Annotated in this window: 9 protein-coding genes; 6 read left to right on the top strand and 3 right to left on the bottom strand. The window is 68.5% G+C overall.

The genetic code is table 11. The features are described from left to right. Positions 1–34: 34 nt before the first annotated feature. Positions 35–3,154: a TonB-dependent receptor domain-containing protein gene (locus DDE10_RS03715; protein WP_114951332.1), complete on the top strand. Its 3,120-nt coding sequence runs from the start codon at positions 35–37 to the stop codon at positions 3,152–3,154. A gap of 18 nt (positions 3,155–3,172) precedes the next feature. Here the strand turns inward: DDE10_RS03715 and DDE10_RS03710 are convergent, their stop codons facing one another. Both DDE10_RS03710 and DDE10_RS03705 read right to left on the bottom strand, forming a co-directional pair. Beyond that, complete coding sequence (locus tag DDE10_RS03710) at positions 3,173–4,150, bottom strand: 2OG-Fe(II) oxygenase (protein ID WP_114951331.1); 978 nt, start codon at positions 4,148–4,150, stop codon at positions 3,173–3,175. A gap of 83 nt (positions 4,151–4,233) precedes the next feature. Then, on the bottom strand, positions 4,234–7,401 hold the full coding sequence (locus DDE10_RS03705; protein WP_114951330.1) for a TonB-dependent receptor domain-containing protein: 3,168 nt from the start codon (positions 7,399–7,401) through the stop codon (positions 4,234–4,236). 399 nt (positions 7,402–7,800) lie between these two features. Between DDE10_RS03705 and DDE10_RS03700 the strand changes: the two genes are divergently transcribed. From DDE10_RS03700 to addB, 5 genes are read left to right on the top strand one after another with little or no spacing between them, the layout of a single operon-like run. Then, entirely contained in the window at positions 7,801–10,188 is a 2,388-nt protein-coding gene (locus tag DDE10_RS03700; RefSeq protein WP_114951329.1) for a sensor histidine kinase, read from the top strand. A 10-nt stretch (positions 10,189–10,198) separates the two neighbouring features. After that, the gene (tsaE, locus tag DDE10_RS03695; protein ID WP_114951328.1) at positions 10,199–10,642 is read left to right on the top strand and encodes a tRNA (adenosine(37)-N6)-threonylcarbamoyltransferase complex ATPase subunit type 1 TsaE; all 444 of its coding nucleotides are present in this window, start codon (positions 10,199–10,201) and stop codon (positions 10,640–10,642) included. After that, a complete protein-coding gene (locus DDE10_RS03690) occupies positions 10,639–11,634 on the top strand; it encodes an aminoglycoside phosphotransferase family protein (protein WP_114951722.1) in 996 nt (331 codons plus the stop codon). The genes tsaE and DDE10_RS03690 overlap by 4 nt, the downstream gene beginning before the upstream one ends. Further along, a complete protein-coding gene (locus tag DDE10_RS03685; RefSeq protein WP_114951327.1) occupies positions 11,631–12,395 on the top strand; it encodes a nucleotidyltransferase family protein in 765 nt (254 codons plus the stop codon). The genes DDE10_RS03690 and DDE10_RS03685 overlap by 4 nt, the downstream gene beginning before the upstream one ends. A gap of 58 nt (positions 12,396–12,453) precedes the next feature. Continuing rightward, on the top strand, positions 12,454–15,378 hold the full coding sequence (gene addB / locus DDE10_RS03680) for a double-strand break repair protein AddB (RefSeq protein ID WP_284734419.1): 2,925 nt from the start codon (positions 12,454–12,456) through the stop codon (positions 15,376–15,378). Positions 15,379–15,561: 183 nt separating this feature from the next. Here addB and DDE10_RS03675 read toward each other — a convergent pair whose 3' ends face one another. Further along, complete coding sequence (locus DDE10_RS03675) at positions 15,562–16,005, bottom strand: hypothetical protein (protein WP_114951326.1); 444 nt, start codon at positions 16,003–16,005, stop codon at positions 15,562–15,564. Between the last annotated feature and the right edge of the window lie 43 nt (positions 16,006–16,048).

Genomic DNA, 16,048 nt, shown 5'->3' with positions numbered 1-16,048 from the left:
CGCATGGTGACGAAAAAGTAGAAAGGGGAATGAGATGCGTCGCTTTCCGTCCGCCGGATTCCCTCCAGCCGCTTCGCTGATCGCGCTCGCGGTCGCAATTTCATCCTCGGCCGCCTTCGCCCAGGACGAGACACCGGCCGACCTTCCCACTGCCTCCCCGGCCGAGACCGCCGACAGCGAAGAGTCGATCGTCGTCACCGGCTCGCGGATTCCCCGTGCCAATTTCGATACGCCGCAGCCGGCGGTCGTGCTCGGCGGCGAGCAGATCGAACAGCGCGGCTACACCAACCTCGCCGACGCGCTCGAGGAGCTGCCGGCCTTCGGCGTGCCCGGCTCGAGCCCGGTCGGGGCCGGGCAGGGGGGCGCCTTCGGGTCCGGGCAGAACTTCATCAACTTCTTCGGCCTGGGCGACCAGCGCACGCTGACCCTGGTCAATGGGCGCCGCTTCGTCTCGTCCAACACCGCCTCCATCTTCGGGCCGAGTGCCGGTGGCCCGGGCGGGCAGGTCGACTTCAACGTGCTGCCGACACTCCTCGTTGACCGGGTCGAGACGATCGCCGTCGGCGGCGCGCCGATCTACGGCTCCGATGCCATTGCCGGTACCGTCAACGTCATCCTCAAGCGCAACTTCACCGGCATCCAGGTCGACGGCACCTACGGCATCTCGGAACGCGGCGACCTGCGCGACTGGCGGATCCGCGCCGCGGCCGGCACCAGCTTCGCGGGCGGGCGGGGTAATATCGCGATCGCCGGCGAATATAATGAAAGCGATGGCCTCGATTATACCGGGCGGCCCGACCGGCGGCTGAATTCCTTCTTCACCGAGCCGGCCGATCCGGACTCGCCTTTCGCCCAGACCTATATCGAGGACCGCCGCATTCCGAGCATCTCGGAGACCGGCATTCCGATGGTGACCGATTTCATCGCGCTCTCGCCGGAGCAGGCGGCGGCCTTCGGCTTCCAGCCTGCCGTCGTCGACGCCGCGGGCAATCCCCTGACCTTCGACGATTCGGGCAATCTGGTTCCGATCGATTTCGGCGAGGCCACCGGCAATACGCTCAACTTCAACGGGGGCAGCGGCTTCGTGCTGCCGCTGAACCTGATATCGCCGCTGCGGCGGTACATGGTGACCGCGCTGGCGCAGTACGAGCTCACCGACAATGTCCGCCTGTTCGGCGAAGCCTGGTATTCGAACAGCCGGGGCACCCAGATTCGGAGCCAGCCGGAATATGCCAGCTTCCTGTTCGGCTCCGGCCCCGGAACGCCCGGTGGCCAATTCATCATCGACATCGACAATCCCTTCCTGTCCGATCAGGCGCGGGCGATCATCCAGCAGAACCTCGCTGCCAATCCGGCGGCGGACAGCACCGACAGCTTCTATCTCACGCGGGCGAGCACGGATCTCATCTCTGGGCAGGCGTCGAGCGAGATCGAGCTCTATCGCTTCGTCGCGGGGCTCGACGGGACGTTCGAGATGCTCGGTCGCGAGCTCAGCTTCGAGCTGGTCGGCAATTACGGCCATTCCCGCACCGAGGGGCGTGGACGGGCGCTGGTCCAGCAAAACCTCGAAAATGCCCTCAACGCCGTCGACGACGGCAGCGGCAACATCATCTGCGCGCCCGGATTCACCAATGCGCCGGTGACGACCTTGAGCTCGACCTGTGCGCCGATCAATCCCTTCGGCCGCCAGATCAGCCCTGAAGCGCGCGACTATGTCACGGCCATCACCGATCCGGTCGGCGTGAACGAGCAGATCGTCGGCACGGCCTCGGTTTCCGGCTCGCTTTTCGATATCTGGGGCGGCTCGGTCCGTTTCGCGCTCGGTTACGAGCATCGAGACGAGTCGACCGACTTCGATCCGGGCGAGTTCTTCGCCGGCGGCCCCGATCCCGACCCCGCCGTCGACGACAATGGCGACGGCATTCCCGACAATGACCGGGTGCCGTTCGGCCAGATCGCCATCATCGATCCGGTCTCAGGCGGGTTCAACACCGACGAATTCTTCGCCGAGCTGGTCGTGCCGCTGGTGGGACGGGACCAGAATATCCCGTTCCTCCACTCGGTCGAGCTCAATGGCGCGTTCCGCTACATCGATCATTCGCTCTCGGGGGGCGACCCGACCTGGACCGTCGGCGCGACCTGGCAGCCGATCCGCGACGTCACCTTCCGCGGCAATTTCACCCGCTCGGTGCGAGCGCCGGCGATCACCGAATTCTTCAATCCGCGCAGCCAGTCCTTCTTCACCGACAACGACCCCTGCGATGCCCGCTTCATCGAAGGCGGACCCAATCCCGCGGTTCGCGCCGCCAATTGCGCGGCCGACGGCATCCCGGCCGACTTCGAATCCGACATCGTCGATTTCACCGTTCCCGGGGCCTTCTCGGGCAATCCGACGCTGACCAACGAGAAGGCCGATTCGTGGACCATCGGCGTCGTGCTTCGACCAAGCTTCGTGCCGCGCCTGACGCTCGCCGTCGACTGGGTCGACATCAAGGTCGAGGACGCCGTCACCGGTCTCACCGCGGCCCAGGTCCTCGAGGCCTGCTACGATTCGGAGAGCTTCCCCAACGTCGTCTCTTCCTCGGGAACCAACTTCTGCGAGCTGTTCACCCGCGATGCCGACGGACAGATCACCTTCATCGAGACCGGGTTCGAAAATGCGTCGGAGCTCAATTTCGAGGGGCTGATCGCCGAGCTGGCCTGGCGGCTGCCGACGCCCTTCCTCGGCGGCAGCAGCTCGATCGATTTCGGCCTGAACTATATCTATAACCATCGGCTCGATACCCGCGCGGGCCTGTCGGACATCACCACGCTGCGCGGCAGCATCGGCTATTCGAAGCACCAGTTCACCGCCAATGCCACCTACCGCAACGAGGGCCTGGCCTGGCAGGTCCAGGCGCAATATTTCGGCCCCGCCCTCAACGATCCGGACGCGGAGCCCGACGCCTTCGACTTTCCGCGGGTCGAGAGCGTCGTCTTCATCAACTCCTCGCTCTCCTACAATGTGAACGATCGGCTGACGGTTCGCTTCATCGTCGACAACGTCTTCGACACCAAGAACCCATTCCCGACGCCGGCCAATGGCGGGGTGGTCACCTATTTCGACGGCGTGCGCGGCCGCTACTTCCGGTTCGGGGCAGGCGTCCGCTTCTGATCCGGGCCGCCCGGCGCCTCAGCGCAGCGGACGGTTGAGGTCGATCGGCCGCGCACGGATCCAGCGCGAGGCGAGCAGCTTGGAGCCGCGGGTCACCGGCAGGCCGGCATGGCGCGCCAGCGGGTCGGCGCGGCCATCCGGAGCCGCGTTGCGGAAGAGGAGGCCATCGCCTTTTCGGCCTTTCACCTCGAGCCCCGTCTCGAGGAATGCGGTCTCGCCGCCTTCATAATCGTCGTTGAGCCAGACCAAGAAGGTGAGGACCCGTTGATTGTCGGCGCCGCTTATGGCGTCGCTATGGGCGCGGTACTGCTGCCCGGGCCGGTAGCGCAGGACCTGGAGCGGCTCGCCCTGGCTCACTACCGTCCCGCTCGCGGCGGCCAGGCGACGGTTCAGCGCGTGGATCGCCGGATTCTCGAGCACGAGCGGGAAGCTGGCGCCGTCGGACGTACGGATCGGATTGGGGATCTGCCCCCCGGTGCGCGGATCGACGACCAGTGAAGGCTGCATCATCGGCTCGGCACAGGAGACGACGAAGTCGCATTCGGCGGGCGAAAGGAGCATGGGAAAGAGCCGGACGTCCGGTGCAGACGAGAGGGGCTGGGCCGGCGGCACCCGCTCCGGATCGCCCTCCCGGGTCAGTGCCATGGCGCGGATCAAAGCGAGCTGGCGGGCGGCCTGCGGGTCGACGCCTGCGGCGCCTTCGAGCAGATCCACCGCGCGCTTCCATTCCGCCGTTCCGCCCGTCCCGTTCGCCACGAAGGCACGGTAGACCGCTGGCGCCTCTTCGTGGCCGGCTTCGGCGGCCCTTCGGAACAGATCGCGCGAGCGCGGAAGGTCGCGCCGGAGGATGTCGCCGGACAGGAACCAGGTGGCGAGGATGAAGAGCGCCTCGGCATCGCCTTGGCCGGCAAGACCCTGAAGCTGGGCCACCGCTTCCCGGGCCCGCCCTGCGTCGACCAGGGCGAACGCATTCTCCGAAAGCGAGGCAGCGGGCATGGACGAACCAGTGGCAGCCGCCCGGGCAAAAGAAAAGGGCCGGGGCATGCGCCCCGGCCCGGAGTTTTTCGCGGCTGACGCCCTTAGAAGCGGGCGCGGAAGCCGGCGTAGAAGTTGCGGCCACGATTGTCGTAGATGCCGCTGCCGCCGCCGACGCCGGTGAGACCCAGCGGGGGAAGGCGATTGGTGAAGTTGTCGATGCCGACGTAGAAGTTGTAGTCTTCGGTGACGTCGAAGCCGACGCGGATGTCGTGGTAGAGCACCGACGGATACCAGATGCGATCGGCCCAGTCGGCATTCTCCGGCGCCCGACCCTGGACGCTGAAGAAGTCCTCGTAGAAGTTCACGACCATCTTGCTGATGTAACGCATCTGATAGCCGACCGTGACCGGGCCGCTCTCCATGGAGACATTCAGGTTGAAGGAGTCCTGGGGATCACCCAGCTCCGAGAGCAACCGGTCCGCACGACCCGGATCGGCCGGGTTGAGGTACTGGTTGCGCTCGAGGACGTGGGTGTAGTTCAGCCGCGCATTCAGCCGGCCGATACCCTCGAAATCGTGGCGATAGGCGGCCTCGATATCGATGCCCCGAGCCGTCAGCTGCGCGTAGTTGAGCAGGGTCTGCTGGAGGGTACCCTCGAGGATCCGGAACGGAATCTCTCCGGCCGGACCGTCACCCGGACCCGTGTTGCGCTCGAAGAGGTCGCAGAACGGGTTGTCCAGGCTGGCCGCGTCATAGCAGGCGTTGACGATCTGCTGGGCGGTCGGAGCCGTGATCACGTCGTCGACGGTGATGTCGTAATAGTCGACGGACACCGACAGGCCCGGAATGAAGCGCGGCTGGATGACCGCACCGAACGTCCAGGAGTCGGAGGTTTCTTCCCGCAGATCCGGATTGCCGCCGCTCAGGATCTCGAGCGACTCGACATAGACATAGTCATAGTCGCCGGGGCGCCCGTCCGCCGCGCAGTTCGCCGCGCGGGTGGCCGAGCCGGCACCGATGTTCCGCGCCGAGCAGGGATCGTTGAAGCCCGGAGCGAAGTTCTGCGACTGATCGGAGAACAGGTCCGCCAGGTTCGGCGCCCGGACCGCGCGGGAATAGTTGCCGCGGAAACGGATGTCCCGGATCGGCGCCCATTCGAGGCCCGCATTGTACGCGTAAACCGTGCCGGTCGCGCCCTTATAGTCGGACGCGCGGCCCGCGACCGACGCCGTCAGCTCCTCGAAGAAGGGCGTGTTGGCGAGGATCGGGAAGCGAAGCTCGCCGAACAGCTCCTTCACCTCGAAGGCCGGCGGATCGAACAGCGGCAGCGCGTTGTAGAAGGTCAGGCCGTTGGCGACATTCTCGTCGGTCTGGAAGAAGGCCGTCTCGCGGCGATATTCCGCGCCGATAGCGACGCCGATCGGGCCGCCCGGAAGCTCGAACCAGCGGCTCGAATCGCCCGAGATGAAGCCGTTCAAGACGAACTGGCTGATCCGCCCTTCGGAGATCGCGTCGGTGACGAGATAATTGCGCATCTCCGGCGTGACGTTGCCGACCCCGAACGGATTGAGCGGAACGCAGGCCGCGACGTCGGCGGCCAGATTGGCCTCCGCCACCGCCGGGTCGACGAACGGATAGGGAACCGCCGCCGCCGGGTCGATCTGCGATCGGCAGACGATGTTGCCGGTCGCCGGATCGCGGACCGCATCCATGGCGAGCGCGAAGCGCTGGACGTTGAGGTTGCCGCCGACGACGGTGCGCTCTTCGAACTCACCATAATTGGCCGACAGCTCGTAATTCCAGTTCTCGGCGATGTCGCCGCGGACGCCCGCCACGATCCGCCAAGTCTCGCGGGTCGCCTCTTCCTCGCGGTCGCCGATCTCGAGGATGTTCTTGCGAAGCAGGAACCGGGTCGAGTCGGTGATCGACGCTGCGGGGACGCCCGACGCGATGAGCTGCTCGGTGATCAGCGCGCGCGCCTGGGCGGTCAGGAACGGATTGTCGAGGCGCGGACGCTCACGACCGGTGAACGGGATGCCCGCAGGCGGCTCGATCGTCGAACCCTGGAAGAAGGCCGGGCCGCTGGTGCTGCCCAGCGATTCGGTGCGCACATACTTCGCCTCGATGAACGCTTCGAGCGCCGGCGAGAAGGTGTAGTGGGCGATCAGGTTCGCGCTGTACCGGTCGAGCTGCGGGAACAGGCCGAACGAGCGGCGCTCGCGGTTGTTGATGCCGTTGCCGCCGATAAAGTTGCCGTTCGGCGCCAGGCCGACGCGGGTGCCGGTCTGCGGGACCAAGGTGCCGTCCGGCTGGAACACGAACGCGCAGGTGAACGGATTGCCCAGGGCGTCGCGGCCGCAGGCGCCGGTCGGGCTGGCGAAGCCGACCTGGCCGCCGACCGACAGGGTCGCGAAACGGATGTCGCGGAAGAAGACGCGGTCCGGATTGCCGTCGGCGCCGTTCGGAGTGCCGCCCGGATCGGTGTCGACGACGACGAAGTTGTCGTTCTGCCGCAGGTTCGGCCGGCCGGGAGCGTAGACGTCCTCCTGGTGGGCATATTCGAGGTTGATCGCCACGTTGCCGCGGCCGTCCCCGAAATTGTGACCGGCAAGGAGGCTGCCATAATAGGAGCCGCCGTCGCCATAGGTCGTGACGGCGCCCTGGCCGCGCATCTGGATGCCTTCGAAGTCACGACGCAGGATGAAGTTGACCACGCCCGCAATGGCGTCCGAGCCGTAAATGGCCGAGTTGCCGCCCGTCACCAGGTCGACACGCTCGATGAGGTCGGTCGGGAAGGTGTTGACGTCCGGCGAGACGGCGTTGCTGAGAATGTCGCTGCCGACGTGGCGGCGGCCGTTCACCAGCACCAGGGTGCGCTGGGTGTTGAGACCGCGAAGGTCGAGCAGGTTCAGACCGGCGGTGCCGAGGAACCGGGTCGAGTTGGACTGGCTGAAGGTGCTGCGCAGGGCCGGCAGCTCGTTCAGCGTGTCGCCGACCGAGGTCTGGCCGGTCTCGAAGAATTCCTCGCCGCCGACTGACGTCGTCGGGACGACCGACTCGAGATTTGGACGACGGATACGCGAACCGGTGATGACGAGGGTCTCGCCTTCATCGGCGGCCTCGCCCGACTCGATCTCCTGCTCGGTATCGAGCTGGGCCGTGGAATCCTGCTCGTTCTGAGCATGAGCAGGGCTCGCGAAGGCGATGGCCATGCCGAAAAGCGCAGCGGAGCCAATGGCGCTCGTGCTGAGCAGGTTAAGCTTCTTCATCCTGACTTCTCCCCCAGGGATAAGAGAATACCGCCAGCAAAGCGGCAATGATGGGTCCACAGCCTTTTTCCCCCCTCAACTCAAGCGAACGATGACGGCGATTCATCGAAAGTTCAGGTGTGTAACACATTTGCAACAGCTGGCTTTTGCCCCAGCGTGCATGGTCGGGGAGCTCCGGGCAGCGTGGCGTGGCCGCGGCGATGCGGCTCGGTTCGAATGTGACGGAAAGTGCCGATCGCCCAATTTTTTCCTATATTTTATTGCCGCTGCGCCGGGCGCGCCGAATGGCAGATGGTCTGGGCCGGGCACCGCTTCCGCTTGCCGGGCGGGCGGGCTAGGACAGCGCGCGATGCGTCAATGCCACACCTGTTGTCGGGCCTGGGACGAGGCAATCCGCCGATGATGCTGACCGGCTCCCTGGCAGCGCTCGCCGGCCTCGTTGCCGGCGGTTGGCTCGCCATCGCCCTGTGGGCGACGCTGCGCGCGCGCCGCTTGGCGGGCGCCGCGGCGGAGGTGGTCGGCTCGAGCGCCCGTCTGGAAGGCCTGCTCGCAGCCGGGCCCGCGACGCCGCTGCTGATCGGCCGCGACGGGAGGCTGGAGAGCGAGGCGAGGCTGGCGGCGATGCTCGGTCTGGACGTCTTGCCGGAGCGCTGGACCGAATTGGTCGAGGCGCTGGGACTGCAGCCCGACGAGTCCGACCGCCTCGCCCGCTGCGTCGATGAGGCCGCGGTCGGCGGGACCGTCCACACGACCTTGCGTCCGCCGGGGTCGGCGCGGACGCTGCGGATCGAGGGCGGGCCGGCTCCGGCGGCTTTTCCCGGCGGGGCGGCGGTGCTCTGGTTCTTCGACGTCAGCGAAATCGAGGCCCAGGCGACCACGCTTCGGGCGCGGCTGGAGCGGCGCTCAGCGGCGCTCGAGGCGCTGTCCCGCCTGATCGAGCTGGCGCCCTTTCCGATGTGGCATCGTGGCCCGGACCTGTCCCTGGCGATGGTCAACGGAGCCTATGTCGCGGCCGTCGAAGCGTCGGACGCCGCGACCGTCGTCGCAGAGGGGACCGAGCTGCTCGAGGATGTCGGCAGCCAGGTGGCGCTCGCCGCCGCGGGCGAGGCGCGCGAACGCCAGGAGCCGGTCCAGCGCACCGTGCCGGTGACGATCGCCGGCGAGCGCCGGATGATGCGGATCGTCGAGGTGCCGCTCGGCAATAGCGGAGTCGCGGGCTACGCCATCGACGTCGAGGACCAGGAGGAGGCGCGGGCCGAGCTCGCCCGCTTCGCACGCGCACAGCGCGACATGCTGGATCGGCTTTCAGCGGGCGTCGCGCAATTCGCCCGCGACCGCAGCTTGATCTTCTTCAACCAGCCCTTCGCCCGTTTGTTCTCGCTGCCCGGCGACTTCCTCGCCGACCGGCCCGAATTCGACCGGCTGATCGATGCGATGCGCGAGGCTGGCCACCTCCCGGAGGTGCGCGACTTCCCCGAGTGGAAGAACGAGCATCGCGCCTGGTTCACGAGCGGACTCTCCGCCGACGAGGAGGATTGGCTGCTGCCCGGCGGCAAGCATCTGCGGGTGGTCGCCCAGCCGCTCCCGGACGGCGGCTTGCTGCTCATCTTCGAGGATCGCACGGAGCAGATCCAGCTCGCCTCGGCCCGCGACACCCTGCTGCGCGTGCGCAGCGCCACGCTCGACAATCTGTTCGAGGCGATCGGCGTGTTCGCGTCCGACGGCCGCCTCAGCCTGTGGAACCAGCGCTTCATGCAATTGTGGGGGTTCGACGAGGAGCAGCTCGTCCAGCATCCGCGCGTCGATGCGCTGACGCCCCATCTCGCCGCGCGCCTCAAACAGCCCAAGCATGCCGGCCTGGTGCGCGAGCTGGTGAGGAGCGCGACCCAGGAGCGCAAGCAGCGGTCAGGGCGAGTGGCGATGGTCGACGGCCGCGAATTCGAGTTTGCCGCCGTGCCGCTCCCAGACGGCGCCGCCCTCTTCACGATGCTCGACATCACCGACAGCCGGAAGGTCGAATCGGCGCTCCGCGATCGCAACGAGGCGCTGGAGGAGGCGGACCGGCTGAAGACCGCCTTCGTCTCGAACATGAGCTACGAGCTGCGCACGCCGCTTACCTCCATCGCGGGCTTCGCCGAGATGCTCGCCGGCGGCTATGCTGGGGCGCTCCCGCCGACGGCGGCGGAATATGTCGCCGCGATCATGGACAGCGTCGGCCGTCTCGGCATCCTCATCGACAATGTCCTCGACCTCACCCAAAGCGACACGGGCGCGCTCCTGCTGGCCGAGGACGAGGTCGATCTCGCAACCCTGTGTCAGGAAGCCGCCGCCGCCATTCGCGAAGGCGCCGGTCGAAAGGAGATCGCCCTCGTTGCGGAGATCGATGCCTCGGTCGGGTTGGTGATCGGCGATCCCCGCCGGCTGAGCCAGGCGCTCGGCAACATTCTCGGCAACAGCCTCGCTTATACCGAGCGCGGCGGCCGCGTGCTGCTTCGGGCGGACGGCGATCGCGAGGAGGCGCGGATCGTCGTCTCGGACAATGGCCACGGCATCTCTCCGGCCGACCTGGGAAAGGTTTTCGACCGCTTCTCGCGAACGATGGAGGCTCGCACCGAGAATGCCGCGACCGTCGGTCTCGGTCTTCCGCTCGCCAAGCAGTTCGTCGAGGCTCATGGCGGATCGATCTCGCTGGAATCGCGGCCGGGGCAGGGGACGACGGTCACCGTGACCCTGCCGCGGACGATGGAACAGCAGGCCGCCTATCCCGCCCGCGACGTCGCGGAATGAGCGGCCGACGATGATTCGCCTGGCCGAACCGGAGGAGACGGAGGCGTTCGGCCGGCAGCTCGCCGCGCAGCTGAGGCCGGGCGACGTCGTCGCCCTGCAGGGCCCTCTGGGAGCGGGCAAGACGACACTGGCGCGGGGCATCTTGCACGGCCTGGGGCATCGGGGCGATGTGGCCAGCCCGACCTTCCCGATCGTCATCGCCTACGAACCGCCGGAGACGCGCATCCCAGTCTGGCATGTCGATCTCTACCGGATCGAGGATCCTGCCGAGCTGGAGGAGCTCGGGCTGGAGGATGCCCGCGAGGAGGCGGTCCTGCTCGTCGAATGGCCGGAGCGGCTGCCGTCGCTGTGGCCCGGCACGCTGCAGCTGGTCTTCGCCGAGTCGCGCGGGGCGCGCGCCTTGACAGCGCAGGTGCCGCCCGCTTGGGGGAGCCGATGGCCGCCCCCCCCATGATTCCGCCCGCCGCGGCGCCTGGCTTCCTGGCAGAACATGGCTGGGCGGGGGCCGAAATCCGGCCGCTCGCCGGTGATGCCAGCTTCCGCCGCTACTTTCGGGTCCATGCCGGCGACGGCCGTACCGCCGTGCTGATGGACGCGCCGCCGGAGCATGAGGATGTCGGACCGTTCCTGCGCGTCGCCGGTCATCTGCTTGACCGCGGCTTCTCGCCGCCACGGCCGCTGGCCGTCGATCGCGGGATCGGCCTGCTGCTGCTCGAGGATTTCGGGGACGACCGCGTGACGCCGCTCCTGCAACGCAAGCCGGAGCGGGAGCTCGCGATCTACGAGACGGCGGTGGACATGCTCGCGCGCCTCGCCATGCAGCCTGCCCCGACGGACCTCGGCCCCTATGACGAGGCGGCGATGGAGCGTGAGGTCGGCCTGTTCACCGAATTCTATTGCCCCGCTTTGGACATCGATGCCGAGGCCGGCGGCTTTCTCGCCAACTGGGGAAGGATCTGGACCGGCATAATAGAGGAAGTCGCGAACGATCCCGTTCTCGTCTTGCGCGATTATCATGCCGACAATCTGATGGTGCTTCCCGATCGCGCCGAACTTGGACTGCTCGATTTCCAGGACGCGCTCGCCGGCCACCGCGCCTACGACCTGGTCTCGCTGCTCCAGGATGCGCGCCGCGAGGTACCGGCCGAGCTCGAGGCCGCGATGTTCGACCGCTTCGTCGCCGCTGCCGGGATTGCCGATCCTGTCCGGTTCCGCGCCGAATATGAGATACTCGGCGCGCAGCGGAACACCAAGATCCTCGGCATCTTCACCCGGCTGTGGAAGCGCGACGGCAAGCCTCATTATCTGCCGCTGCTGCCGCGGGTGTGGGGGTATCTCGAGCGCAACCTCGTCCATCCCGCTCTGGCGCCGGTCGCCGCCTGGTTCGACGCCAACGTGCCCCCCGACAAGCGGGGGGAGGCGTGGCGCAAGGGGAGCGCCGCATGAGTCGATACCGCAAGCCGCTGGCGCTGCGGCCCAATCCCGGCGCGGCCGTCCCCGGGACCGCGATGGTGATGGCCGCCGGTCTCGGCAAGCGCATGCGGCCGCTCACCGCAACGCGACCGAAGCCGCTCATCGAGGTGGCCGGCCGGCCGCTCATCGACCATGCGCTCGATCGGCTCCGCGCCGCCGGCGTGCGCAAGGCCGTGGTCAACGTCCACTATCTCGCCGATGCCGTCGAGGCTCATCTGCGCAACCGCAGCAACGGCCTCGAGATCGTCATTTCGGACGAGCGCGGCCAATTGCTCGAGACCGGCGGCGGGCTGATCAAGGCGATGCCGCTGATCGACGCCGATCCCTTCCTCGTCGTCAATTCTGACAATCTGTGGATCGACGGGCCGGTCGACGCGCTGAAGCTGCTCGCGTCGAGCTGGGACGATGCGCGGATGGATGCCCTGCTGCTGCTCGTTCCGCTCGCCCGTGCCCACTGCCATGGCGGCCGCGGCGACTTCCATATGGCTCCGACCGGAGCGCTTGCCCGGCGCCGCCCGCGCTCGGTCGCGCCGTTCGTCTATACCGGCATCCAGATCGTCTCGAAGCGGCTGTTCGCGGGCGACCACCCGGAGGGGCCGTTCTCGACCAACCGCCTGTGGGACAAGGCGATCGAGCAAGGCCGCTGCTTCGGGGCCGTGCACCAGGGCCTCTGGTTCGACATCGGCCAGCCCGAGAATATCCGGAAAACGGAGGAGATGCTGCGCGAGGTCTGAGGCACGCGGCCGCGGCCGCGGGCTCGACTTCGCGCGGGCGATCTCTACTCTCCCGGCCGTGCACCCTTCGGTCTTCACCATTCCGCCTCACCGCGCCTTTGCGGACGCGCTCGCCGCCGGCCTGGTCGTGCGCTGCGGCGGCCATCCGATGGCCCTGGCGCAGGGTGTCCTGCTGGTCCCGAACAACCGCGCCGCCCGCGCGATCCAGGATGCGTTCGTCCGGCGCTCGGGCGGCGGACTGCTGCTGCCGCGGCTGGTCCCGGTCGGCGACCCGGATCTGGGAGAGCGTATCGGCGGCGCGCTGGAGCCGCTGGACGCCGAATACCCGGTGCCGCCGGCGATCGATCCGATCGCCCGGCAGCTCCTGCTCGGCCGGATGGTCCAGCATCGTCTCGGCTTCGGCGCGGCCGAGTCGCTCCGGCTCGCCGAGGATCTGGCACGCACGCTCGACCAGCTGCTGGTCGAGGAAGTGCCGCCGTCGCGGCTCGAGGCGTTCGCGGCCGATTTCCCGGACTTGTCGATCCACTGGCAGAAGTCGCTCGACCAGCTTCGGCTGATCCTGGCGGAATGGCAGAAGCTGCTGGCGGAACGCGGCCGGATCGATCTCGCGGATCGCCGCAATCGTCTGCTCGACGCCGTCACCCGGCGCTGGCGCGAATCTCCGCCGCCAGGATTCGTCTGTGTCGCCGGCGTGACCACCGCCGCTCCGGCCGTCGCGCGCCTGCTGCGCCGGGTGTCGCGGCTCCCTGGCGGTCTGGTCGTCCTGCCCGGCCTCGATCTCGAGATGCCTGAAGCGGAATGGCAGGCGCTCGGACCCCACGTTCCAGACCCCGAGACGGAACGACGCAAGCCGTCGATCGAGACTCATCCGCAATTCCACCTCAAGCTGCTGCTCGATCGGATCGGCGTCGGCCGCGGCGAGGTTCGCCGCTGGCGCTTCGGCGGCGGCCGCGACGCCCCGGCGGCCCGCAGCCGCGCGGTGGCGCACGCCATGGCGCCGGCCGCCTTCACCCAGAAGTGGCAGGGTCTGCGACCGCATGAGCGGCGCCTCGGCGGCATCCGCGCGCTCGAGCTCGCCGATCCGGCCCATGAAGCGCAGGCGATCGCCGTGTCGCTGCGCGAGGCGCTCGAGCAACCCGGCCGGACGGCGGCGCTGGTCACCCCGGACCGCGCGCTCGCGAGGCGGGTTTCGGCCCATCTGCGCCGATGGGGAATCGAGGCGGATGACAGCGCCGGCCGCCCGCTGTCGCAAACCCCGCCGGGTACCTTGCTGCTGGCCTTGGCGGCCGCGGCCGCCGACCGGTTCGCGCCGGTGCCGCTGCTCGCCTTGCTCAAGCATCCGCTTGTTGCCGCCGGGCCGGCTCGGCTCGCCTGGCTCGACGGCGCGCGTTTGCTCGACCTCGCCCTGCGCGGCCCGCGCCCGCCTTCCGGCCTGGACGGAGTGACCGAGGCGCTGGCGCCGCGCGGCGATCGAAACGATCGACTGCGGGGCCAAGCCGCGTCCTGGTGGCCGGCGGCGGTCGAACGATTGCGGCCGCTCGAGCGGGCGTCGCAAGACTTCATTCCCTTCGGTCAGCGTCTCGCCGCCCTGCGCGAGGCAGCCGCAGCGCTTTGCGGGGACGGTCTCTGGGCCGGTCCCGCCGGACAGGCGGCGGCCGACCTGTTCGCCAGCCTGGAGGAGGGGGCGGGGGAGGGCCCCGATCCGGTCGCTGCGGCCGAGTTGCCGCCCTTGCTCGAGCGGATCATGGCGGCGGTCGCGGTTCGCCCGCCCTACGGACAGCATCCTCGCATCTCCATCTGGGGTCTGATCGAGGCCAGGCTCCAGCGTGCCGATCTGATGATCCTGGGCGGCCTCAATGAAGGCGTGTGGCCCGCCTTGCCGGCGCCGGACCCCTGGCTCGCGCCCCGGCTCCGCGCCGAGCTCGGATTGCCGTCGCTCGAGCGTCGGATCGGTCTCGCCGCGCACGACTTTGCTGGCGCCCTGGGCGCGCCGGAGGTGCTGGTCACGCGGGCTCGGCGCGATGCACGGGCGCCTGCCATCGCGTCGCGCCTGTGGCTGCGGCTCGAAGCAATGACCGGCGGAGTCACCCGGCATCCGGTCCTGGCGCGGTGGGCACGCGCGATCGACCGCCCGGGCGAGATCCGCCCCGCCGAACGCCCCGCGCCGGCGCCGCGCGAGCGGCCGACGAGCATCTCGGTGACGGAGGTCGACCGACTGAAGGCCGATCCCTTTGCCTTCTACGCGCGCCGCGTGCTCCGGCTCGGCCGCCTCGACGCGGTCGACGCCGATCCGACCGCCGCCTGGCGGGGCAGCGCGGTCCACGAGGTGCTCGAGCTCTGGATGAAGGAGGATGACTGCGATCCGGCCCGGCTTCGGCCGCGCGCCGAGGCGCTGCTCGCCGGAGCCTCGGCACACCCGCTGATGCGCGCCCTGTGGCAGCCCCGACTGATGGAGGCCATCGAGTTCATCGCCGCGGAAGTCGAGCGCAATCGCGTCGAAGGGCGCATCCCGCTACTTGCCGAAGCCGTCGGCCACTGCGAATTTGCAGGCATGAGGCTGCAGGGGGTCGCGGATCGGATCGACCGGTGTGCCGACGGCAGTCTCGCCATCGTCGACTACAAGACCGGGCAGCCACCGAGCAGCCGCGCGGTGGCCGAAGGATTTTCGCTCCAGCTCGGCCTGCTCGGTCTGATCGCCGAGAAGGGCGGCTTCGACGGTTTGGCCGGCCGTGCCGGCTGCTTCGAATATTGGTCGTTGGCGCGCAAGGCCGGCCGTCTCGGCTATGTCGCCAGCCCGATCGGCAGGCGGAGCGGTCTCGATGCGGCCGACTTCACCACAATGGCCGCGCGCCATTTTGCTGCGGCGGCGGCCAAGTGGCTGACCGGGGCGGAGCCGTTTACCGCCAAGCTCCATCCCGAATATTCGCCCTACGGCGATTATGATCAGCTGATGCGTCTCGACGAATGGTACGGACGCGAATGACCGGGGCTCCGGTCCTGCTCCGGAGCCGCGCTTCTTCGTGCCGCGTCCGGCCGCTCGGCGCGGTCGGGCCATATCGTCCCGCGCCGTGCCGGCGCCGTTCGCGGGCTCGTAGGGCCCGGCCAAGGGGGCTGTAGCCGACGGGAAAACGCGGCGGATCGGCGTCTCGCCGAACCCGCTGCCGGATCACATGCCGCGGGTTTCGCCGCCATAGCCGTCCCGCGCCGGCTCGTCCGGCTCGCCGATGGCCGTCGCGGCGGACGGATGGTCGCTGTGACGGTCGTGGTGCGCCGCATCATTCTCCTCGATGCAGCGGCGAGCCTGACGCTGCCGTGGACGGGGCGCCGCCGCCGCTTCATCGTCCGGGCCGCCCATCGCCAAGCGGGTCCGCGGTCCGGTATCACTCCGCTCGCGCCGCCACTGCGCATAAGCGGTACGAACGCCGCGTTCGTAGAGCTGAATGCAGCGATCGTCGCCGCGGCCGGGCCTGCAGGGGCGGTAAGTGACGGGGCCGGTAGACGGAGCGGAATAAGCGGTCGCGTCGGCGTGATCCGCCTTGTCGTCCTTGGGGTAGGCGGCGCCGATGAGCAGCATCGGGGCGGCGATGGCGACGACGAGCGTCTTTGGCATGGCAGGTCCTCTCGGCAAGGGCTTCGGCAGCTTAACTAACATG

The organism is Sphingosinicella terrae, from assembly GCF_003347635.1.
In the GTDB taxonomy this organism is placed as follows: Bacteria; Pseudomonadota; Alphaproteobacteria; order Sphingomonadales; family Sphingomonadaceae; genus Allosphingosinicella; species Allosphingosinicella terrae.
The sequence above is the reverse complement of the archived record's forward strand: the minus strand, read 5'-3'. Positions and strand labels throughout refer to the sequence as shown.